This is a genomic window from Thiohalophilus thiocyanatoxydans, from assembly GCF_004366735.1.
GTDB classification, from domain to species: Bacteria; Pseudomonadota; Gammaproteobacteria; order UBA6429; family Thiohalophilaceae; genus Thiohalophilus; species Thiohalophilus thiocyanatoxydans.
This window is the reverse complement of the sequence record NZ_SOQX01000002.1, coordinates 270,549-292,071: the sequence shown is the minus strand read 5'-3', so window position 1 is coordinate 292,071 and position 21,523 is coordinate 270,549. Positions and strand designations below refer to the sequence as shown.

18 protein-coding genes are annotated in these 21,523 nt (G+C 59.2%); 9 read left to right on the top strand and 9 right to left on the bottom strand.

The window, feature by feature from the left end; all coding sequences use genetic code 11:
* Window position 1: 1 nt before the first annotated feature.
* From EDC23_RS05030 to mtnA, 7 genes are all read right to left on the bottom strand, one after another.
* The gene (locus tag EDC23_RS05030; RefSeq protein ID WP_243830718.1) at window positions 2-874 is read right to left on the bottom strand and encodes a prephenate dehydrogenase; all 873 of its coding nucleotides are present in this window, start codon (window positions 872-874) and stop codon (window positions 2-4) included.
* Window positions 871-2,007, bottom strand: a complete 1,137-nt coding sequence (hisC, locus tag EDC23_RS05025; RefSeq protein ID WP_134081801.1) for a histidinol-phosphate transaminase — start codon at window positions 2,005-2,007, stop codon at window positions 871-873. The genes EDC23_RS05030 and hisC overlap by 4 nt, the downstream gene beginning before the upstream one ends.
* A gap of 491 nt (window positions 2,008-2,498) precedes the next feature.
* Window positions 2,499-3,575 carry a prephenate dehydratase gene (gene pheA, locus EDC23_RS05020; protein ID WP_134081799.1) on the bottom strand — a complete coding sequence of 359 codons (1,077 nt, stop codon included), beginning with the start codon at window positions 3,573-3,575 and terminating at the stop codon, window positions 2,499-2,501.
* Window positions 3,576-3,591: 16 nt separating this feature from the next.
* Window positions 3,592-4,758 carry a phosphoglycerate dehydrogenase gene (locus tag EDC23_RS05015; RefSeq protein ID WP_134081797.1) on the bottom strand — a complete coding sequence of 389 codons (1,167 nt, stop codon included), beginning with the start codon at window positions 4,756-4,758 and terminating at the stop codon, window positions 3,592-3,594.
* 551 nt (window positions 4,759-5,309) lie between these two features.
* Window positions 5,310-6,392 carry a 3-phosphoserine/phosphohydroxythreonine transaminase gene (serC, locus tag EDC23_RS05010; protein WP_134081795.1) on the bottom strand — a complete coding sequence of 361 codons (1,083 nt, stop codon included), beginning with the start codon at window positions 6,390-6,392 and terminating at the stop codon, window positions 5,310-5,312.
* 166 nt (window positions 6,393-6,558) lie between these two features.
* Window positions 6,559-9,108, bottom strand: coding sequence for a DNA gyrase subunit A (gene gyrA, locus EDC23_RS05005; RefSeq protein ID WP_134081793.1), 2,550 nt, complete (start codon window positions 9,106-9,108; stop codon window positions 6,559-6,561).
* A gap of 186 nt (window positions 9,109-9,294) precedes the next feature.
* On the bottom strand, window positions 9,295-10,344 hold the full coding sequence (gene mtnA, locus EDC23_RS05000) for an S-methyl-5-thioribose-1-phosphate isomerase (RefSeq protein ID WP_134082526.1): 1,050 nt from the start codon (window positions 10,342-10,344) through the stop codon (window positions 9,295-9,297).
* A 608-nt stretch (window positions 10,345-10,952) separates the two neighbouring features.
* Here mtnA and EDC23_RS04995 point away from each other — a divergent pair.
* The 4 genes from EDC23_RS04995 (at window position 10,953) to rmuC (ending at window position 15,532) form a co-directional block, all read left to right on the top strand.
* Complete coding sequence (locus tag EDC23_RS04995; protein ID WP_134081791.1) at window positions 10,953-12,269, top strand: TRZ/ATZ family hydrolase; 1,317 nt, start codon at window positions 10,953-10,955, stop codon at window positions 12,267-12,269.
* Window positions 12,270-12,493: 224 nt separating this feature from the next.
* A complete protein-coding gene (gene ubiG / locus EDC23_RS04990) occupies window positions 12,494-13,201 on the top strand; it encodes a bifunctional 2-polyprenyl-6-hydroxyphenol methylase/3-demethylubiquinol 3-O-methyltransferase UbiG (protein ID WP_134081789.1) in 708 nt (235 codons plus the stop codon).
* On the top strand, window positions 13,198-13,848 hold the full coding sequence (locus EDC23_RS04985) for an HAD family hydrolase (protein WP_208321284.1): 651 nt from the start codon (window positions 13,198-13,200) through the stop codon (window positions 13,846-13,848). The genes ubiG and EDC23_RS04985 overlap by 4 nt, the downstream gene beginning before the upstream one ends.
* 415 nt (window positions 13,849-14,263) lie before the next feature.
* The gene (gene rmuC, locus EDC23_RS04980) at window positions 14,264-15,532 is read left to right on the top strand and encodes a DNA recombination protein RmuC (protein WP_134081787.1); all 1,269 of its coding nucleotides are present in this window, start codon (window positions 14,264-14,266) and stop codon (window positions 15,530-15,532) included.
* On the opposite strand, the gene EDC23_RS04975 is transcribed toward rmuC, so the two are convergent.
* Complete coding sequence (locus EDC23_RS04975; RefSeq protein WP_134081785.1) at window positions 15,529-15,753, bottom strand: hypothetical protein; 225 nt, start codon at window positions 15,751-15,753, stop codon at window positions 15,529-15,531. The two genes, rmuC and EDC23_RS04975, sit on opposite strands and share 4 nt — an antisense overlap.
* Before the next feature lie 50 nt (window positions 15,754-15,803).
* Between EDC23_RS04975 and hpnC the strand changes: the two genes are divergently transcribed.
* The 5 genes from hpnC to EDC23_RS14085 all read left to right on the top strand — a co-directional run bounded on the left by hpnC (window position 15,804) and on the right by EDC23_RS14085 (window position 20,202).
* A complete protein-coding gene (gene hpnC, locus EDC23_RS04970) occupies window positions 15,804-16,703 on the top strand; it encodes a squalene synthase HpnC (RefSeq protein ID WP_134081783.1) in 900 nt (299 codons plus the stop codon).
* 15 nt (window positions 16,704-16,718) lie between these two features.
* On the top strand, window positions 16,719-17,591 hold the full coding sequence (hpnD, locus tag EDC23_RS04965) for a presqualene diphosphate synthase HpnD (protein WP_134081781.1): 873 nt from the start codon (window positions 16,719-16,721) through the stop codon (window positions 17,589-17,591).
* The gene (gene hpnE, locus EDC23_RS04960; protein ID WP_166668772.1) at window positions 17,591-18,931 is read left to right on the top strand and encodes a hydroxysqualene dehydroxylase HpnE; all 1,341 of its coding nucleotides are present in this window, start codon (window positions 17,591-17,593) and stop codon (window positions 18,929-18,931) included. Before hpnD ends, hpnE begins: the two co-directional genes overlap by 1 nt.
* Entirely contained in the window at window positions 18,928-19,695 is a 768-nt protein-coding gene (locus EDC23_RS04955) for a YciK family oxidoreductase (RefSeq protein WP_134081777.1), read from the top strand. The genes hpnE and EDC23_RS04955 overlap by 4 nt, the downstream gene beginning before the upstream one ends.
* Before the next feature lie 360 nt (window positions 19,696-20,055).
* Complete coding sequence (locus EDC23_RS14085) at window positions 20,056-20,202, top strand: hypothetical protein (protein WP_166668771.1); 147 nt, start codon at window positions 20,056-20,058, stop codon at window positions 20,200-20,202.
* 174 nt (window positions 20,203-20,376) lie between these two features.
* Here the strand turns inward: EDC23_RS14085 and EDC23_RS04950 are convergent, their stop codons facing one another.
* Window positions 20,377-21,423: a thioredoxin family protein gene (locus EDC23_RS04950; protein ID WP_134081775.1), complete on the bottom strand. Its 1,047-nt coding sequence runs from the start codon at window positions 21,421-21,423 to the stop codon at window positions 20,377-20,379.
* Window positions 21,424-21,523 lie beyond the last annotated feature (100 nt).

Below are 21,523 nucleotides of genomic sequence, written 5' to 3'. Positions count from 1 at the left end.
ATTATTTGTTACAAAAGGCATCCCGCGCCTGCTTGGCGCGTTCAAAAGTCTGTTTAATGGCATCGCTGTCCGCCTGCTCGATGGCCCGAGTCAGCTGTTCCAGATCGCGGATAAAGTGCTGCAGGGCCGCGACCAGCGGTTCACGGTTGGCCGCGCAGATGTCATGCCACATTTGCGGATCACTGGAGGCGATGCGGGTGAAGTCGCGAAAACCGCCGGCAGCATAATCGAAGATCTCCCGGCTGTCATCCTGACGCGCCAGGCTGTCGACCAGGGTGTAGGCCAGCACATGGGGCAGATGGCTGGTCGCCGCCAGCACCGCGTCGTGATGAGCCACTGCCATGGTCATCACCTGGGCGCCGCAGGCCTCCCACAGCTGGCACACGGTGGTCACGGCCGCCGGATCGGTGGCCGCCTCGGGGGTGAGGATCACACGGCGTTGGTCAAACAGCTCGGCGAACGACGCTTCCACCCCGCTCTGCTCGGTCCCGGCGATGGGATGGCCGGGCACAAAGCGCGCCGGCAGGCCGTTGAATATCTGCCCGGCATCGCTCACCACGCTGCCCTTGGCGCTGCCGACATCGGTGATGATCGTGTCCGGGGAGAGGGTCGGGGCGATCTGCTCGAGCACCGCGCGCATCGCGCCCAGCGGCACGGCCAGCACCACCACGTCCGCTCCGGCGCAGGCTTTGGCCAGATCGGTCTCGGTGCGATCGACCACCCCCAGTTTGCGCGCGATTGCCAGCTGATCGGCATTGCGCCCGGCGCCGACCAGGGTCGTTACGGCATTGGCCCGGCGCAGGGCGCGGGCCAGCGAGCCGCCGATGAGGCCGACGCCGATGATAGTCAGTTGGTTGATCACGGGGGTGCTCATTCGCCTGCCTGCAGAATCTCGTCCAGGGCGTCGATACAGCGCCGGTTCTCTTTCTCGCTGCCGATCGAAATGCGCAGATGTTCCGGCAGATCATAGTTGGCGACCGGGCGCACGATGATCCCCCGGCGCAATAACTGCTCGTTGATTTCGGCGGCCGGCCCGACCCGCACGGTGACAAAGTTGCCCGCCGAGGGAAAGTAATCGAGCCCCCGCTGATCGAACGCCTGGTAATACTGTTGCAATCCCCGGACATTGAGCGCGATGCCGCGTTGCAGATGGGCAGTGTCGGTCAGTGCCGCGCTCACGGCCGCCAGCGCCAGATGATTCACATTAAACGGCTGGCGCACCCGGTTGAGGTAGTCGGCCACCTCGGGATGGGAGACGGCGTAGCCGATCCGTAGCCCGGCCAGCCCGTAGGCCTTAGAGAAGGTCCGGGTCACAATCAGGTTGGGGAACGTCGCCAACCACTGCAGCCCGTCGGGGTAATCGGCGATGCCGGTGGCCGGATCGGCGGCATATTCATAATAGGCCTCATCCAGAACCACCAGCACATGGGGCGGCACCTGCTCCAGAAACGCCTGCAACGCCGCCCGGGTCAGCCAGGTACCGGTCGGGTTGTTCGGGTTGGCGATAAATACCAGCCGGGTGCGATCGGTGATCGCGCCCAGTATCGCTTCGAGATCGTGCCCCCCCGCCCTGGCCGGCGTGACCACCGCCCTGGCGCCGATGGCCCGGGTCACCAGCGGATACACGGCAAAGGCGTGTTGCGAGAAAACGACCTCATTGTCCGGCGTCACAAAGGCCCGCGCGATCAGTTCGAGTACATCGTTGGAGCCGTTACCCAGGGTGATCTGCGCGGCGTCCAGATCAAAATGGTTGCACAACGCCTGCTTGAGAATAAAACCGTTGCCGTCCGGATAACGGCTCAGTTCCGCCAGGTTATCCCGGATCGCCGTCAACGCATCGGGCGACGGACCCAGCGGATTTTCATTGGAGGCCAGCTTGATCACATCCGACAGCCCGTATTCCCGCTCCAGCTCCTCGATCGGCTTGCCCGGCTGATACGGCGTCAGCTCCCGCACACCCGGGGCAGCCAGATCACAGACATCAAATTGTTCGGTAGAGATCGTCATATTCCGGAACATCACTCTTTTAAGGAATCTTATTTAACCGCGGAGGGCGCAGAGGTGCGGAGCCGCGGAGTTCTGAGTTCTGAGTTCTAAGTTCTAAGTCCTAAGTTCTAAGTCCTAAGTCCTAAGAGCAAGTGTCAGGTAGCGCTACGCGCAACCTGACCTACAGCTAGAACCTCGCCCCTTCTCTTGTGGGAGGCGATTTCATCGGCGACGGTCGTGCCCCTGCTCCCGAGTCGCGGCTACAAGCCTCTCATATGATAAACAGATCCAAGTCCTGAGTCCTAAGTCCCAGGAATTTAGTTGTAGGTCACATTGGCGGAGCCTATGTGACGCTTCCCGAGCTGCGATCTCCGCGTTTTTCCAGAGAGCCTGCTTTTAGTCGGTTGCCGGACACCGCTATCGCTATGTCCGGCCTACTCAGCTCAGAACTCAGAACTCAGAACTCAGAACTCAGAACTCAGAACTCAGAACTCAGAACTCAGAACTCAGAACTATAATACCGCCCGCGGATAAGACCCGAGAATTTTCACCAGACTGGCGCTTTCTTCGAGTTCATCGATGGCCTGGCGGACATTGTTGTCTTCGATATGGCCCTCGATATCGATAAAGAAGGCGTAATTCCACATCCCCTGATGCGAAGGCCGTGATTCGATGCGTGACATGGAGATGTTGTGTTGGGCGAAGGGCGCGAGCATGGTGTACAGGGCGCCCGGCTTGTTCCGGGTGTAGACCAGCATCGAAGTCTTGTCGTTGCCGCTGGGCGGTGTCTCGCGCTTGCCGACCACCAGAAAGCGGGTGGTGTTCTCGGGATGGTCCTCGATATTTTTCGCCAGATAACCGAGCGCGTAAATATCCGCCGCGCTCTCGCCGGCGATGGCCGCCGATTCCGGATCGGTACTGGCCAGGCGGGCGGCTTCGGCGTTGCTGCTGACGTCGATCTGCTGCACTTGCGACAGATGCATGTCCAACCATTTGCGGCACTGGGCAAGGGATTGCTGATGTGAGTAAACCCGGTGAATGTTGCGAATGTCCGGGTTTTTACTCAGCAGATGGTGGTGAATGCGCAACTCCACCTCGCCGCAGATCGACAAGGACGAATTCATGAATTCGTCGAGCGTATGATTAATGACGCCCTCGGTGGAGTTTTCCACCGGCACCACGCCATAGGAGGCGTTACCCGACTCCACTTCGCGAAACACATCACCGATGGTGCCCAGCGGCAGGGTCTGCACCGAATGACCAAAATGTTTCAGCGCCGCCGCCTGGGTGAAGGTCCCCTCCGGGCCGAGAAAGGCGATGTTCATGATCCGCTCCAGCGCCAGGCAGGCGGACATGATCTCGCGGAACAGCCGCGCCATCTCCTCGTTGCTCAGCGGCCCCTGGTTGCGTTGCATGACGCCGCGCAGCACCTCGGCCTCGCGCTCGGCGCGATAGAAGACCTCCTCCCCTTCGGCCTGCTTGGTACGCGCCACTTCCTCGGCGAGGCGGGCCCGCTCGGTGATCAATGCCTGGAGCTGTTCGTCCAGTTCATCGATCCGCTGGCGCAGGGATAGAAGGTCGTCGCTCAAGTTCCGCTCCCGGGTGTCAGTCGATCAGACGCACTTTTAACACGCCACCAATACTGCACAACTGTTCGTACATGGTGTCATCCACATTGCCGTCGATATCGATCAGATTATAGGCGAGATTGCCGCGTGATTTATTAATCATATCCACGATATTCAGATTCTGATTGGCAAGCACCGAGGTGATCTGTCCAACCATGTTCGGTTCATTGCGGTTGACGATCGCGATACGCTGGCCTTCGGTGCGTTCCATATAGACTTCCGGAAAGTTGACCGAATTGCGGATGTTGCCATGCTCCAGATAATCACGAACCTGTTCGGCGACCATAATCGCGCAGTTCTCTTCCGCCTCGACGGTGGAGGCACCCAGATGCGGCAGGGCGACAACCCGCTCGTGATCTTTTAGCAGATTGCTCGGGAAGTCACACACATAGGCGTAAACCTTGCCGGCCTTGATCGCGGCACTGACCGCCTCATCATCGATAATGCCGTTACGCGCGAAATTGAGAATCACCACGCCGTCGCGCATCATCTTGAGCCGTTCGGCATTGATCAAATTCCGTGTTGCATCGACCAGCGGCACATGGAAGGTAATGAAATCCACCTTGGAGACCAGCTCGTCCATGCTGCCGGCTTTTTCCACTTCCGAGGACAACTGCCAGGCGCCTTCCACGGTAATACCCGGATCGAAACCGACCACGCGCATGCCCAGTTGCAATGCCATGTTGGCCACGTTACGCCCGATGGCGCCCAGGCCGATCACGCCCAGGGTGCGCCCCGGCAACTCGAAACCGCCGAAGTTCTTCTTGCCGGCTTCCACCGCCTTGTTGATTTCCGCGTCGGTGCCTTCAACGGAACGGGCAAAATCCCAGGCCGGTCCGATGTTACGACAACCCATCAGCATACCGGCCAGCACCAGCTCTTTGACCGCGTTGGCGTTGGCGCCGGGGGCGTTGAATACCGCGATACCCTGATCCGACATCTTGTCGACCGGAATGTTGTTCACCCCGGCGCCGGCACGACCGATCGCCTTGAGGCTGTCGGGAATCTCCATCTCGTGCATCTTGGTCGAGCGCACCAGGACCGCATCGGGATGGCCGATTTCGGAGGCGATTTCATACTTGTCCCGCGGCAGCCGTTCCAGGCCGGCGAGAGAGATATTATTCAATGTCAGAACTTTATACATAGGACGGATTGATTACCTTTGGTTATCTGTTTCTGTGTGTCTTGAATACTAGCAGCTTACCCTGGACTTATATCTCAGGGCCGAGTTACGAGTTACGAGGGACCTGGATTTTTATCCCCTCCCATGCCCTTCGGGCAGGTACTAGGTACGAGGGACGAGGGGCTAGTTTTTGTATCCCCTCCCCCTAACCCCCTCCCTGTGGGAGGGGGAACTGCTCTTCGCTATTAGCAAGATCATCCCCTCCCCCTGGCCTTCCGGGCTGGTACCAGGTACGAGGGACGAGGGGCTAGTTTTTGTATCCCCTCCCCCTAACCCCTCCCTATGGGAGGGGGACTGATCTTTGCTATTAGCAAGATCATCCCCTCCCCTTCCAGGGGAGCACCCGAGGGCATAAAGGTTAGGGTGGGGTGATATAAAATCAGCCCCGGCAAACCCTCCTCGTCACTCGTACCTGGTACCTCGTCACTGCCCGAAGGGCCAGGGTGGGGTGATATAAAATCAGCCCGGGCAAACTCGCCTCGTACCTCGTTACTCGTCCCTCGTCACTATTCTTACCCGTTGCGTTTTTCAAAGTCGGCCATAAACTCAACCAGCGTGTCGACACCGGCTTCGGGCATGGCGTTGTAGATGCTGGCGCGCATGCCGCCGACGGAGCGGTGGCCTTTCAGGGTGGTCAGCCCCTGTTTGGCGGCCTCTTCCAGGAACGTCTTGTCCAGATCCGGGTTGGCCAGGGTAAACGGTACGTTCATCCACGAACGGCAATCGGGGCGGACCGGGTTGGCGTAGAAGTCAGAGGTGTCGATCGCCTGATACAGCTTATCCGCCTTGCGCTTGTTGATCTCGGCCATGCCCTGCAGACCGCCCTTCTCTTTCAGCCATTCGAAGACCAGGCCGGCCAGGTACCAGCCGTAGGTGGGCGGCGTGTTGGCCATGGAGCCGGCTTCGGCATGGACCTGATAATCGAACATGGCCGGGGTCTTGTCGAGGGTCTGGCCGATCAGATCCTTGCGCACGATGACCACGGTCAGGCCGGCCGGACCGATGTTCTTCTGCGCGCCGGCATAGATCACGCCGTACTTCGAGACATCGATGGGGCGCGACAGGATGGTGGAGGACATGTCCGCCACCAGCGGCACATCGCCTGTTTCGGGAATATAGTTGAATTCGACACCGCCGATGGTTTCATTCGGCGTGTAATGCACATAGGCGGCATCGGCACTGATCTGCCACTCATCCTGTGCCGGGGCGCTGCTGAAGCCGTCGGCCTCGGTGGTCGCCGCGACATTCACGTCACAGAACTTTTTCGCCTCACCGATCGCCTTTTTCGACCAGGCACCGGTGTTGAGGTAATCGGCTTTGGTTTTGTCGCGCAGCAGATTCATCGGCACCATGGCGAACTGGCTGCTGGCGCCGCCCTGCAAAAACAGAATCTCGTAATCGTCCGGCACCGCCATCAACTCGCGCAGATCCGCGGTGGCCTTCTCGGCGATGGACATGAATTCCTTGCCGCGATGGCTCATTTCCATCACTGACATCCCGGTACCATGCCAGTCAAGCATCTCCTCGCGAGCGCGCTCCAGGACTTCCTGGGGCAGCATCGCCGGACCGGCGCTAAAATTAAATACACGTGACATACACAACTCCTGATTTGCCTGATTTTCTAAAAAAACAATTTAACGCAGAGGCGCAGAGGCGTAACGATATAATTTTGAATGTTGAATTTTAAATTTTGAATTGCGAATTTGTATTTAATTCAACATTCAACATTCAGAATTCAAAATTGCATTTCTGCGTTGGGTTTTATTCTTCAATAACATCCTCTTCATCGCTGATCTTCGCGATCCGTTCGATGCCGGAGAGTTTTTCGCCTTCGCCGAGGCTGATCAGTTTTACGCCCTGGGTGTTGCGGCCCATGATCGAGACTTCGTCGACTTTGGTGCGCACCAGGGTGCCGCGGCTGGTAATCAGCATCATTTCGTCTTCTTCACCTACCAGTTCGGCGCCGATGACTTCGCCGTTACGCTCCGAGGTCTGGATCGACTTGACGCCCTGGCCGCCGCGACCGTGGCGGGGATAGTCATCCACGGGCGTGCGCTTGCCGTAACCGTTTTCGGTGGCGGTAAGGATGTGGCCTTCGCTGGCGATGATCAGCGAGATGACGTGCTGATCGGATTGCAGCTTCATGCCGCGTACCCCGACCGAGCTGCGGCCCATGGCCCGCACATCCTGCTCGTTGAAACAGATCGACTTGCCGGCGGTGCTGAACAGCAACACATCCTGATCGCCGCGGGTCAGTTCCACGCCAATCAGATGATCGTTATCGCGCAGTTCGATGGCGATGATGCCCGAGGCGCGCGGGCGTGAGAAATCGGTCAGCGGGGTTTTCTTCACCGTGCCGTTGCTGGTGGCAAAGAAGATGAACTGTCCTTCCAGGTATTCGCGAATCGGCAAAATCGCATTAATGCGTTCGTCTTCTTCCAACGGCAACAGGTTGACGATGGGACGCCCGCGTGCGGTGCGTCCGGCCTGCGGCAACTCGTAGACCTTGAGCCAGTAGACCTTGCCGCGGCTGGAGAAGCAGAGAATGGTGTCGTGGGTACTGGCGACGAACAGCTTGTCGACAAAGTCCTCGTCCTTGACCGAGGTCGCCGCCTTGCCCTTGCCGCCACGGCGCTGCGAGGTGTAGGCGGAGATCGGCTGGGCCTTGACGTAACCCTCGTGCGACAGGGTCACGACCACGTTCTCCTCGGTGATCAGATCCTCGATGGTCAGATCTTCCTGACTGGCGATGATCTCGGTGCGTCGCTCGTCGCCGTATTGATCGCGCATCTCGGTCAGTTCATCGCGGATGACCTGCATCAGCTTCTCGCTGCTGGCCAGAATCGCCAGCAACTCCTCGATCTGTTTGAGCAGCTCTTCATATTCGTTGAGGATCTTGTCCTGCTCCAGGCCGGTCAGGCGATGCAGGCGCATATCGAGAATTGCCTGGGCCTGAGCATCGGACAGCCGATAGCGGCCGTCGACCAGACCGAATTCGGGTGCCAGCCCTTCCGGCCGCGAGGCTGCGGCGCCGGTGCGCTCCAGCATCTGGTTGACCACGCCGGGTTCCCAGAGGGTGGCCATCAACTGTTCCTTGGCTTCGGCCGGATTTTTGGCGGCCTTGATCAGGGCGATGATCTGATCGATGTTGGCCAGCGCAATAGCCAGCCCTTCGCGCACATGCGCCTTCTCCCGCGCCTTGCGCAGATCGAACACGGTGCGCCGGGTGACCACTTCGCGACGATGACGAATGAAGGCGGCCAGAATCTGGTGCAGATTCAGCAGCTGCGGCTGCCCTTCGACCAGCGCCACCATGTTGATGCCGAATACAGTCTGCATCTGGGTGTGCTGATAGAGATTGTTGAGCATCACTTCGGTGACTTCGCCGCGACGCAGTTCAATGACCACGCGCATGCCTTCCTTGTCCGATTCATCGCGCAGTTCGCTGATGCCCTCGATTTTTCGTTCCTTGACCAGTTCGGCAATACGTTCCAGCAGGCGGGCCTTGTTGACCTGATAGGGCAACTCGGTGACCACGATCCGTTCGCGTCCGTTGGCCATCTCCTCGACCTTGGTCCGCGCCCGCACATAGATGCGGCCGCGACCGGTGGCATAGGCTTCGGCAATGCCGCGCGCGCCGTTGATAATACCGGCGGTGGGAAAATCCGGTCCCGGAATGAAATTCATCAGTTCCTGGATGGTGATATCCGGGTTGTCGATCATCGCCAGCGTGGCGTTGATCACTTCGTTGAGATTATGCGGCGGAATATTGGTCGCCATGCCCACCGCGATCCCGGCGGAGCCGTTGACCAGCAGATTGGGGATGCGCGCCGGGAGGATCTCCGGCTCGTATTCGGACTCGTCGTAGTTCAGGGTGTAATCGACGGTCTCTTTTTCGATGTCGGCCAGCAACTCATGGGCGATTCTGGCCATGCGCACTTCGGTATACCGCATGGCTGCCGGCGCATCGCCGTCCACCGAGCCGAAGTTGCCCTGGCCGTCGACCAGCATGTAGCGCAGCGAGAAGGGCTGGGCCATGCGCACGATGGTGTCGTAGACGGCGCTGTCGCCGTGGGGATGGTATTTACCGATGACGTCACCGACCACGCGGGCCGATTTCTTGTAGGGCTTGTTCCAGTCATTGCCCAGCTCACGCATGGCATACAGCACGCGGCGGTGAACCGGCTTGAGGCCGTCCCGCACATCGGGCAGGGCGCGCCCGACGATGACACTCATGGCATAGTCCAGATAGGACTGCTTCATCTCCTCCTCGATGTTGATCGGGAGGACTTCCTTGGCAAATTCGCTCATGCGTCGCTTTCGGTCAGGTTAAAAGTGGCTCGATTGATTTTTGAAGCGTTTCTGAGCGATTACTATACCATAGCAGGGTCACCCACTGCATCTTTGTAAAAGCGCGTGAGAAACCGGGTGTGGCCGTATCGTGGAAAACCGCCTTGCAAAAGGCCTGTTTTTAGGGCTTGGCCAGAGGGGAAATAATCAGCGGTGTTGGCCCATGTGGCGGGCCAGTTTGGCGCTATCGGGACGTTCGATGATACCCCGCTCGGTCACGATGGCGTCCACCAGCTGTGCCGGCGTCACATCGAACACCGGATTCCAGGCCGTGGCGCCCTCCGCCGCCACCCGCTGTCCGCCACAGGCGAGCAATTCGGCGGGATCCCGCTGTTCAATGGGAATCGCTCCGCCCTCGGCGACGGCCATGTCGATGGTGGAGGTCGGCGCCGCCACCATGAATTTGACCCCGTGCTGGCGCGCCAGCACCGCCAGCGAATAGGTACCGATCTTGTTGGCCACATCGCCGTTGGCGACGATCCGATCGGAGCCGACGATCACCCACTGCACCTTGCCCTGTTGCATCAGCCAGGCCGCCGCGCCCTCGGCCACCAGGGTTACCGGAATCTGATCCTGCAGCAGCTCCCAGGCGGTCAGTCGGGCGCCCTGCAACCAGGGCCGGGTCTCGTCGGCGTAGACCGTCGCCAGTTTGCCGTCGGCCCGGGCGCTGCGAATCACCCCCAGCGCCGTGCCGTGACCGCCGGTGGCCAGCGCCCCGGCATTGCAGTGGGTCAACACGCTGCTGCCCGGTACGATCAGCGAGGCACCGAACTTGCCCATTTTCAGATTGGCGGCGATATCCTCTTCATGAATGGCGCGCGCTTCCTGCAGCAACACCTCGAACGGATCGCCGTCCAGCCCGGCCAGCCTGTCCCGCATGCGGGCGATGGCCCAGTGGAGGTTGATGGCCGTGGGGCGGGCCCCTTCCAGTTGCTGCAAATCTGCTTCGATGTTGTCACGCCAGTTTGTCGCTGACTCGGCATAGCGCTGCCGCGCCGCCAGCGCCACGCCGTAAGCGGCGGTGATGCCGATGGCCGGCGCCCCGCGCACCACCATATCCCGGATCGCCTGCGCCACCTCGGCCACGCTACGGCAGTACAGATACTGGTGTTGTTGCGGCAGCAGACGCTGATCCAGCAGACAGACCGCCTCGTCGTCCCACAGTACCGGTTTGAAGGTGTCGTATTGTTCCAGCATAAAAACGTCGGGGTTATTCCAGGGCAACCATTGTAATCCGTCAAGCTACCTGAAGACACGGCAAAATGTTTCAGGAATAGACAAAACTCGACAATAGTCCTTTTACCCTCTCGGTCCTCTCGCCGAGCCGCAAAGACGCAGAGAAACAAATAACCCCATTACAAACTCTGCGCCTCCGCACCCAGACAACGGGCATAAACGTCTCTGCGAGAGATTATTTTTTTCAGTGAGCCCGGCGCGTGGAATGTGCATCCCGTTCGACTGTTCTCTCGCCGAGCCGCAAAGGCGTAAAGAAAAACAAATATTTCCATGGCGGACTCTGCACCCAGACAACGGGCATAAACGTCTCTGCGAGAGATTATTTTTTTCAGTGAGCCCGGCGCGTGGAATGTGCATCCCGTTCGACTGTTCTCTCGCCGAGCCGCAAAGGCGTAAAGAAAAACAAATATTTCCATGGCGGACTCTGCACCCAAACAACGGGCATAAACGTCTCTGCGAGAGTTCATTTTCAGATGCGCAGGGCGGGCACTCTGCCGGGTTCAGCTTGTTCTCTCGCCGAGGCGCAAAAAACTTGCAGCCGCGAATCCAATGCCTGTATCTTTCCCGGCATGAAAATTGACACGCTGTTATATGCACGCTGGATTCTGCCGATCGAACCGCAGGGCGTCTTGCTGGAAAACCACGCCATTGCCATTGATAACGGACGCATCGAGGCCATCCTGCCCGCCGAAGAAGCCGCGCAACGCTATAGCGCCGACACGATCCGCCATCTGGATCAACACATTCTGTTACCGGGGCTGATCAATCTGCACGGTCATGCCGCCATGACCCTGATGCGTGGCCTAGCCGATGATCTTCCGCTGATGGAGTGGCTGCAACAGCACATCTGGCCGGCGGAGCAACAATGGATCGGCAAGGAGTTTGTGCACGACGGCAGCCTGCTGGCCTGCGCCGAAATGCTGCGCGGCGGCACCACCTGCTTCAACGACATGTACTTTTTCCCCGAGGAGACGGTGCGCGCGGTGGAACAGGCCGGGATGCGCGCCTGTGTGGGGCTGATTATGATCGACTTCCCCACGCCCTGGGCGCAAAACCCCGATGAGTACCTGAGCAAGGGCATCGCCCTGCACGATCAACTGCGCGGCAACAGCCTGATCACCACCGCCTTTGCACCGCATGCACCCTATACGGTCTCCGACGAAACCCTGCAACGCATTCGCACCTACGCCGAAGAGCTGGATATTCCCATCCACATGCACGTGCATGAGACCGCCCACGAGGTTGCGGAAAGTCAGGACCGGGATGGCAAACGCCCGCTGCAACGCCTCGACGAGCTGGGTCTGCTCAATCCGCATCTGCTGGCGGTGCACATGACCCAGGTAAATCCGGACGAGATCCCGCGCCTGGCCGAAGCCGGGGTGCATGTGGTGCACTGCCCCGAATCCAATCTGAAACTGGCCAGCGGTTTCTGCCCGGTGCACCAGTTGCAGCAGGCCGGGATCAACCTCTGCCTGGGGACCGATGGCGCCGCCAGTAACAACGATCTGGACATGTTCAGCGAAATGCACAGCGCCGCGCTGCTGGCCAAGGCCGTGGCCGGCGACGCCAGCGCCCTGCCCGCCGAGGCGGTGCTGCGCATGGCCACCCTCAACGGCGCCCGGGCGCTGGGCCTGGAGCAGGAGATCGGCTCCCTGGAAGTCGGTAAATCGGCCGACCTCATCGCCGTGGATCTCGGCGCCCTGGAGACTCAACCGATCTACCACCCGGTCTCCCAGCTGGTCTACGCCGCCGGCCGCGAACAGGTCACCGACGTCTGGGTCGCCGGCCGCCAGCTGCTCAACCAGCGCGAACTGACGACCCTCGACCCGAATGCCGTGCTGGAGCGGGCTGCCGAGTGGCAGCAGCGTCTGGCTCCTCTGGACTGACAAAAAGTGCCGAGGGACGAGGGACGAGGCTTGGATTTGATCCCCTCCCCCTAACCCCCTCCCTGTGGGAGGGGGAATTGATCGTGCTGATAGCAGGATTATTCCCTCCCCTTCAAGGGGAGGGCCAGGGAGGGGTGATGTAAATTCAGTCCTGACAAAATTGCCTCGTCACTCGTCACTCGTCCCTCGTACCTCGGCCCTGCGAATTTCTGTATACTATTTATATGAGCCAAATACACACCAACGTCGATCACCAGGAAATCGCCAAGTTCGAGGATCTGGCCTCGCGCTGGTGGGATCCCCATGGCGAGTTCAAACCGCTGCATGAAATCAATCCCTTGCGTCTGGAGTACATCGACCGGCGCGTGAGCCTTGCCGGCAAACGGGTCGTGGACGTCGGTTGCGGCGGCGGGATTCTCTCCGAGTCCATGGCGCAGCGCGGTGCGACGGTCACCGGGATTGATATGGGGGAAGCGCCGTTGAGCGTGGCCCGACTGCATCAGCATGAGTCCGGCGTGGAAGTCGACTATCAACAGATCACCGCCGAGGAACTGGCCGATCGGGAAGCCGGCGAATACGATGTGGTTACCTGCCTGGAGATGCTGGAACACGTGCCCGATCCCGCCGCGATCGTTCGCGCCTGCGCGCAACTGGTCAAACCCGACGGCCATGTGTTTCTCTCCACTATCAACCGCAATCCCAAGTCCTATCTGTTTGCGATCATCGGTGCCGAATATGTGCTCAAGCTGTTGCCCAAAGGCACGCATGATTACGCCAAATTCATTCAACCGGCGGAACTGGAAAGCTGGGTGCGTGAAGCCGGGCTGGTGACTCGCGAGTTGACCGGCATGAGTTACAACCCGCTGACCCGAACCTATTCCCTGGGACACGATGTCAGCGTCAATTACCTGCTGCACTCCCAGAAGTCGTGATCAAAACGGTCCTGTTTGACCTGGACGGCACGCTGGCCGACACCGCGCCGGATCTGGCCCATGCCCTGAATGCCGTGCGTCTGAGCCACGATCTGCCCGCCCTGCCCTATGAGGTGATCCGCCCGGTCGTGTCGCACGGCGGCAAGGCGCTGATCGAGCTGGGCTTTGGGGAATCGGCGCCGCACGTCGACTTCGAGGCCCTGCGCCAGCAACTGCTGCAGATTTATCGTACCAACCTCGCCACGCACACGGTCCTGTTTCCCGGTATGGCCGGGCTGCTCGACAACCTCGAGAGCCGCGGCCATAACTGGGGCGTGGTCACCAACAAGCCCGGCTGGCTGACCGATCCCCTGCTGCAGGCGCTGGGCCTGGCCGAACGGGCGGGTTGTATTGTCAGCGGCGATACCCTGCCCCAGCGCAAACCCGATCCCGCACCACTGTTGCATGCCTGTAAACAGTGCGCCAGCGAGGCCCATGAATGCCTGTATGTCGGCGATGCCCGGCGGGACATCGAGGCCGGGCGCCGCGCCGGAATGCAGACACTGGTTGCCCTGTTCGGCTATATTGGCGAGGATGAACAACCCGATACTTGGGGCGCCGACGGGCTGGTGGAATCGCCTGAAGCAATCCTGCAATGGGTGAGTTAGACAATTTTGAATGTTGAATTTTGAGTTTTGAATTAAATGCGATGTCCTCAATTCAACATCCAAAATTCAAAACTCAAAATTGAAACATAAGTGGGCAGGTCACGTTGGCGACAGCCTGCGTGACAACTTTTCAAAAAGAGAACGTCAGGTAACGCTGCGCGCAACCTGACCTACGACGGGATTAAACAATTTTGAATGTTGAGTTTTGAATTAAATGCGATGTCCGCAATTCAACATTCAAAATTCAAAACTCAAAATTGAAACATAAGTGGGCAGGTCACGTTGGCGATAGCCTACGTGACAATTCCCCATGAAGAGAACTGGAGTGAACAATGTTGAATTTTGAATGTTAAATTTTAAATTTAAGCGCAAGTCATCAATTCAGCATTCAAAATTCAACATTTAAAATTCAAATATGAGTCAGGAACTGATTTACGCCTCGATTGCTGTTGGCTCCCTGCTGGTCGGGGCGCTGGGGGTCTATCTGTGGTTGCAGGGACGGATCAATTCGCTGCAGCGGGAAAACAGTGAACTGAGCACCACGCTGGAGCTGGAGCGCCGGCATGCCGAGGAGAAGATCAAGGCGCTGAAAGAGGCCCGGGAACAGCTCAGCGATACCTTCTCGGCCCTCTCCAGTCAGGCGCTCAAACATAATAACGAGGAGTTCCTGAAGCTGGCGCAGCAAAAGCTGGAGAAGTTTCAAAGCGAGGCCAAGGGCGATCTGGCGCAGAAGGAAAAAGCCATCGAGGAGCTGGTCAAACCGATCCGCGAATCACTGAACAAAACCGAACAGCAGATCCAGAATATCGAAAAAGAGCGCAAGGAGGCCTACGGCGCCCTGCACAAGCATATCGAAACCATGAATCTCACCCAGCAGGCGCTGCGCGATCAGACCCATAACCTGGTCCAGGCGTTGCGCCGACCGGAGGTGCGCGGTCAGTGGGGCGAGCTCACCCTGAAACGGCTGGCCGAGCTGGCCGGCATGGTCGAGCATTGCGATTTTTATCAGCAGGAAAACGTCAAAACCGACGAAGGCCGCCAGCGCCCGGATATGATCGTGCGCATGCCCGACGGGCGCGAGATCGTGGTGGATGTCAAAACGCCGCTGGACGCCTATCTCAGCGCCATCGAAAGCAGTACTGACGAAGAGCGCCAGCAGCACATGCAGCGTCATGCCAAAAACGTTCGCCAGCGTATCAACGAACTGCACAGCAAGGCGTACTGGAGCCAGTTCAGCCAGTCACCGGAGTTTGTGGTGCTGTTTATCCCCGGCGATCAGTTTCTCAGCGCGGCGCTGGAAACCGACTATCAATTGATGGAAGATGCGTTGAGCAAGAATGTGATTCTGGCCACCCCCACCAGCTTTGTCGCCCTGCTGCGCGCGGTGGCCTACGGCTGGCGCCAGGAGCAGCTGGCCAAGAATGCCGAACATATCAAGAAGATTGGTGAAGAGTTGTACCAGCGCCTGGCGACCTTCACCGGCCACTTGCAAAAGATGGGGCGCAGCCTGGATACGACCGTCAAGCATTTCAACAGCACGGTGGGATCGTTTGACAGCCGCATCCTGCCCAGCGTACAGAAGTTTCGCGAGATGGGCATCAGTTCGAACAAGGAGATCGAGGCACAGGAACAGGTCGAAAGCGGGGTGCGTCAGATCGAAACCAACCCCGACGAAGAAACCTAGTCCTTCTCGAGGTTACCCTTGATACCCGAACCGAGTTCTTCCATTTCTCTGCCGGCCCGTTCCACGGCATCGCCGGTTGTATCTTTAAGCCGCTGCTTGAGCGTCGGCCCATCAAAGGGGTTACTCAATATCGGATTCCCTTTGCCAATATTGACGCCGAACCACAGCCCCAAGGCCAGTCCGATGATGATCCCCGAGAGGATCAGCTTCAGCTTTTTCATGTTGTTATCCCCGATTTGCCAATAAAACAACCATACCACAGACTATTATCATGACAAGTGACCGACTGCCCGATGCTTACGCGCACTGCGCGGCAATGGCCCGTGATCATTACGAGAATTTTCCCGTCGCCAGCCGGCTGTTGCCGGGGCGTATTCGCCCGGCCGTTACGGTCATTTACGCTTTTGCCCGCACCGCGGATGATTTTGCCGATGAAGGGGATCTCAGCGCCGAACAACGTCTGGCAAAACTCGATGATTATCAGGCACGCCTGCAACAGCTGCAGCAGGGCCGGGTAGCCGATGACCCGGTGTTCATCGCCCTGCAGGATGTTATCCGGCAACATCAACTTCCCGTGCAACCCTTTGAGCGCCTGTTGCAGGCCTTTCGCCAGGATGTGCAGAAAACCCGTTATGCCGATTTCGGGGAAGTGATGGACTATTGTCGCCTGTCGGCCAACCCGGTGGGCGAACTGCTGCTGCATCTCAATCGCGCCGCCACCGAGCTCAATCTCGGTTATTCCAACGCCATCTGCACCGCCCTGCAGTTGATCAATTTTCTGCAGGACATGCATCAGGACTACACGGAGAACAACCGGATCTATCTGCCGCAGGATGAGATGCAACGTCATGGCGTGACCGAGGCCCACCTGGCCAATCGCACCACCGATTTTGCCATGCAGGCGTTGATGCGGGGACAGATCGAGCGGGCGCGGCGCCTGCTCGAATCCGGCGCGCCCCTGGGGCTGCGGCTTTCCGGACGCTTCGCGTTTGAACTGCGGCTGATCATCGCCGGCGGCGCCCGCATTCTCAAACATTTGCACGAGAGTCCGAACGATGCGTTTGCCCGCCCGCGACTGACGCCCCGTGACGGATTCGCCATGTTCGTTCAGGCCGCCTTCCCGCGTCTGGGCCGACGCCAGCGGCCGGGCAAACCCGGCTGCGGAATCTGATAAACTGAGCCCATCATGACGCCCGAACAGTATTGCCAGGAAAAGACCGCGACCAGCGGCTCCAGTTTTTATTACAGTTTCCTGTTTCTGCCCCGCCATCGCCGGCGCGCCATCACCGCGCTGTACGCCTTTTGCCGGGAAGTGGATGATGTGGTGGATGCCGACAGCATGCCGGAGATCCGGCGGGTCAAGTTGCAGTGGTGGCGCTCGGAAATCGAGCGTCTCTACAGCGGCCAACCGCAGCATCCGGTCACCCGGGCGCTGCAAGCGGCCGTCCGCGATTTTGATCTGCCACAGGAATATTTTCTGGAGATCATCGACGGCATGGAGATGGATCTCGATCAGCAGCGCTATGACACCTTCAAGGAACTCTCACTTTACTGTTACCGGGTCGCCAGCGTGGTCGGCCTGTTGTCGGCGGAGATTTTCGGTTATCGCGATCGGCGCACGCTCAAATATGCACGGGACCTCGGCATGGCCTTCCAGCTGACCAACATCCTGCGGGATGTCGGCGAGGATGCCCGCCGCGGCCGCATCTATCTGCCCCGGGAAGATTTACAGCAGTTCGGTGTGAGCGAGGACGATCTGCTGCAAGGCCGGGAGAGCCCCGACTTTTATCAATTGATGGCGTTCGAGGCCCGGCGGGCCCGCGACTACTATCAACGCGCCCATGATCATTTACCGGCGATCGATCGCCGGGCCCAGCGCGCCGGACTGGTCATGAGCGCCATCTATGAAGGCCTGCTCGATGAACTGGAAAAAGACGGCTTTCATGTGCTGACCCAGCGCCTGAGCCTGACCGCGCTCGCCAAGCTGTGGCTGGCCGGGAAGACCGTCTGGCGGGAAACATGGCGTCGCCGGCAGCCGCCCGTGGCGGACACGGATTAATGAGGCGCGGCGAATCGGTGATCATCGTCGGGGCCGGCTGGGCCGGCCTGGCGGCGGCGGTCCGCCTGGCCGGTCTCGGTCATCGGCCGCTGCTGCTGGAATCGGCGCGTCAGCCGGGCGGACGGGCGCGCAAAGTCGCCTTCGCGGACCACGCGGTGGACAACGGTCAGCATCTGTTCCTCGGGGCGTACCACCGCACCCTGGCCCTGTTACAACAGATCGGTGTGCCGGAATCGGCTTTCGAGCGCCGGCATCTGCATCTGCTGGTCTGCAACAGCCACGGGACGGGACTGGAACTGCGCGCGCCGCGCCTGCCCGCACCGCTGCATCTGCTCGGGGCCCTGCTCGGCGCCCGCGGCCTCAGCTACGCCAGTCGCCGGCAAGCCCTCAAATTCGGCTGGCGGTTGTGGCGCAACCGGCTGGGAGGCGACACCGATCAATCCCTGCTTGCCCTGTTGCAGCAGACCGGTCAGCCCCCCGAGTTGATCCACAAGTTCTGGAACCCGCTGTGTCTGGCGGTAATGAACACGCCGCTGGCGGAGAGTTCCGCCGCGTTGTTCGTGAATGTGCTGCGCGATGCCTTTTTGCATCAGCGCCGGGATTCGGATCTGCTCTACGCCCGGCGCGATCTCGGCACGCTGTTTAACGAACCGGCCATGCAATATATCGAACAGCAAGGCGGTGAAGTCCGTCTGGGTCAACGCGTGAGCCAGTTGCTGATCGACGATCAACAGATCAAGGGGGTTCGCACGGCCGCTGGCGAGCTGCACGCCGATCAGATCATACTCGCCGTGCCGCCCCACGCGGTCAGCGCCCTGAGTCAAGCGCAGCCGGCACTGGCGAGTTTACAGCAACAGTGTGAGGCGTTTACCTATGAGCCGATCTGTACCGTCTATTTGCAATACCCCGCCCGGGTGCAACTGCCGCAGCCCATGCTGGGGCTGCTCGGCGGGCTGGGCCAGTGGGTTTTCGATCGCGGCATCTATGATCAGCCGGGTCTGCTGGCAGTGGTGCTGAGCAGTCAGGGCGAGCATCTGCAGCTGGACAATCCGCAGCTGATCGAACGGCTGGCGCAGGAGCTGGCCGCCCTGTTTCCCGACTGGCCCGCCCATGAGCAGGCGTATGTGCTGCGCGAGAAACGCGCCACCTTTGCCAGCCGGGTCGGGATCAATGCACAGCGTCCCGATCATCGCACCGCGGTCAGCGGTTTATGGCTGGCCGGGGACTACACCCGCACCGGGTACCCCGCCACACTCGAAGGGGCGGTACGAAGTGGGGTACAATGCGCGGCTCTGGCCCATCAGGCCCTCCCGAACCCGGAACAAGACACTTCTCCATGACAACCGCACTTTCAGATTATCAACCCGCCCCGGACCTGCTGCAGGATCGGATCATTCTTGTCACCGGTGCCGGCAGCGGTATCGGCGCCGAACTGGCCGCCTCGCTTGCCGCGCACGGTGCCACAGTCATTCTGCTGGGACGAACCATTAAAAAGCTGGAACAGGTCTATGACCGCATCGTCGGCACCGGTCACCCGGAGCCGGCGATCGTGCCGCTGGATCTGGAAGGGGCCACGCCCGATCATTATCAACAGCTGGCCGAGACCCTCGACCAGGAGTTCGGCCGCCTGGACGGTCTGGTCCATAACGCGGCGCAACTCGGCGCACTTGCGCCGGTGGAACATTATGATGTGACCTTGTGGGCCCGGGTGCTGCAGGTCAATCTGAACGCGCCCTTCTTACTGACCCGGGCCCTGCTGCCGCTGCTGAAAAAATCGCCCGCCGCCTCGCTGATCTTCACCTCCGCCAGCGAAATCCAGGGCGGCCGCGCCTACTGGGGCGCCTACAGCGTGAGCAAGGCCGGCGCAGACAACCTGATGCAGATCCTGGCCAGCGAGCTGGAGACCAACACCCCGATCCGGGTCAACAGCCTGATCCCCGGCCCGGTACAAACCCAGACCCGACGCACGGCCTTCCCCGGCGAAGATCCCAACCAGCATCCCGAGATCGAGACCCTGCTCCCCGCCTACCTCTACCTCCTCGGCCCCGACAGCCAGACCGTCAACGGCCAGATCCTGTACGCGCAAAAAGATGCCATTTCTTGATGCCTTGATAACAAAACGCGGAGTTCGCGGAGGCGCGGAGAAATAATTTTGAATGTTGAATTTTAGGTTTTGAATAGCGGACAGTTCCATAGATCAGGTTGCGCATAGCACTACCTGATATTCATGCCTCAATACTGATCCCTGTAAGCACCGGGGGCGACGTAATCCATCACTGATTGGACATGGAACGCACGCAGTCGTAGGCCCGATAAAGCGAAGCGGTATCGGGCATTCCGCAAATTGCCGGACACCGCGGAGTTTATGCCCGCAGGGTGCTATGTCCGGCCTACCACTAGATCATTTTTACTCCGCGTCTCTGCGCCTCCGCGCCCTCCGCGTTAATTCCCAGAGCATCGAAAAATGAGTGAGCAGGTCACATTGGCGGTAGCCTACGTGACAATCCCACAAGAAAAAGCGTCAGGTAACACTACGCGCTACCTCCTCGGCCCGGACAGCCAGAACGTCAACGGCCAGATCCTGTACGCGCAAAAAGATGCCATTTCTTGATGCCTTGATAACAAAACGCGGAGTTCGCGGAGGCGCGGAGAAAAAGCATTTTGTGAAGACCTTTCTTGTGAGTCGCACTCAATCTCACAACGATATTTCAAGTCAGACGGAGTCACAGAAAACTCTGCGACTCCGCGTCCTCTGCGTTATTTCCCAGAGCGCTGAAAAGTGGCGTTACTCCCACAAGTCAACGTGCACACCCTGTTCTTCGAGTTTGTCGGCGCGGGCGGAGATGTAGCGCTGGAAGTTGGGCTGTTCCTTGTAGGCGCCGGACGCTACGTAGTCCATGACTGACTGCACATGGAAGGCTTTCAGATAGGCTTCGGCACGGAATACTTCCTTGCCGTCGGTATCAAAGAACACCAGCGTCGGGGCGTATTTAATGTCCAGTTCGCCAGCCAGTTCTTTGGCCGTTTTGGTCTCGCCGTTGGGCCCGACGACTTCTTCCTCACTCCACATATCCAGCCGTACCACATCAAAACGATCCAGCTGCTCGCGGGTCGCTTCGCGGGGATAGATGTCGCCGTGTAACTCATCACACGCCTTGCAGGCTTTTTGCTCGAACATTAGCAGCAGGGGTTTGTCTTGACTGGACAGTTTTTGCAGATTGTAGGGTGGATCCTGCAGGAATTCGGCCTGATGTAACTCGCCGCTGGCCTTCTCGCCGCCCTGTTCCTTGTAGTATTCGCGAAAGCTCAGCTGGTTTTCTTTCTTCTCACTGATATATTCCAGCGCGGCCATGAACTTGTCAGGCGCATAATAGCCGTTGACGCGCAGTGCAACCTTGCCGTTTTCATCCATCATCAGCAATGTCGGCGTGAACATTACCTCGAGGTTCTCGGCGAACTTTTTCTCGGTGAGCATGTTGCCGTTCAGATCGGTCACTTCCCGATCGCCCCACATGTTAATGGCGATCACATCGAAGTTTTCCCGGGTCATCTCGGCAATCTCCTTCTGACCGAAATTGTCCTGCAGCAATTTCGCGCAGTAAGGACAGCCGTCCTGATAGAAATAGAGCATCACGCGCTTGTCTTCCTGCGCGGCCTCGTCGATGTCCTCACGAATATCCAGGAATGAATTTTTGAACCAGGCCGGTTTCTCGTGATAGCCCGGATTGTTCATCCCTTCATCCAGCCCCTCGCCTTCGGCGGCCTGGCCGGGTTGTCCGGCGAGTAGCAACACTACCACCGGAACAAGGCTCCAGAATCGGTTCAACAGCATGTTACCCCCCTTTTTGAATCGCAATGCTGATTATTTATAGACCGCACTGTTACCCAGCCGTTCCGTAAAATCAAGCAACCACCGTCGGGAACCGCCCTGT

Excerpts from the sequence above, each read along its gene's own strand:
- EDC23_RS05030 (WP_243830718.1), bottom strand. The coding sequence starts at position 874 with ATGAGCACCCCCGTGATCAACCAACTGACTATCATCGGCGTCGGCCTC.
- hisC (WP_134081801.1), bottom strand. The coding sequence starts at position 2,007 with ATGACGATCTCTACCGAACAATTTGATGTCTGTGATCTGGCTGCCCCG.
- EDC23_RS05015 (WP_134081797.1), bottom strand. The coding sequence starts at position 4,758 with ATGTATAAAGTTCTGACATTGAATAATATCTCTCTCGCCGGCCTGGAA.
- serC (WP_134081795.1), bottom strand. The coding sequence starts at position 6,392 with ATGTCACGTGTATTTAATTTTAGCGCCGGTCCGGCGATGCTGCCCCAG.
- gyrA (WP_134081793.1), bottom strand. The coding sequence starts at position 9,108 with ATGAGCGAATTTGCCAAGGAAGTCCTCCCGATCAACATCGAGGAGGAG.
- mtnA (WP_134082526.1), bottom strand. The coding sequence starts at position 10,344 with ATGCTGGAACAATACGACACCTTCAAACCGGTACTGTGGGACGACGAG.
- EDC23_RS04995 (WP_134081791.1), top strand. The coding sequence starts at position 10,953 with ATGAAAATTGACACGCTGTTATATGCACGCTGGATTCTGCCGATCGAA.
- ubiG (WP_134081789.1), top strand. The coding sequence starts at position 12,494 with ATGAGCCAAATACACACCAACGTCGATCACCAGGAAATCGCCAAGTTC.
- rmuC (WP_134081787.1), top strand. The coding sequence starts at position 14,264 with ATGAGTCAGGAACTGATTTACGCCTCGATTGCTGTTGGCTCCCTGCTG.
- EDC23_RS04975 (WP_134081785.1), bottom strand. The coding sequence starts at position 15,753 with ATGAAAAAGCTGAAGCTGATCCTCTCGGGGATCATCATCGGACTGGCC.
- hpnC (WP_134081783.1), top strand. The coding sequence starts at position 15,804 with ATGACAAGTGACCGACTGCCCGATGCTTACGCGCACTGCGCGGCAATG.
- hpnD (WP_134081781.1), top strand. The coding sequence starts at position 16,719 with ATGACGCCCGAACAGTATTGCCAGGAAAAGACCGCGACCAGCGGCTCC.
- hpnE (WP_166668772.1), top strand. The coding sequence starts at position 17,591 with ATGAGGCGCGGCGAATCGGTGATCATCGTCGGGGCCGGCTGGGCCGGC.
- EDC23_RS04955 (WP_134081777.1), top strand. The coding sequence starts at position 18,928 with ATGACAACCGCACTTTCAGATTATCAACCCGCCCCGGACCTGCTGCAG.
- EDC23_RS14085 (WP_166668771.1), top strand. The coding sequence starts at position 20,056 with ATGAGTGAGCAGGTCACATTGGCGGTAGCCTACGTGACAATCCCACAA.
- EDC23_RS04950 (WP_134081775.1), bottom strand. The coding sequence starts at position 21,423 with ATGCTGTTGAACCGATTCTGGAGCCTTGTTCCGGTGGTAGTGTTGCTA.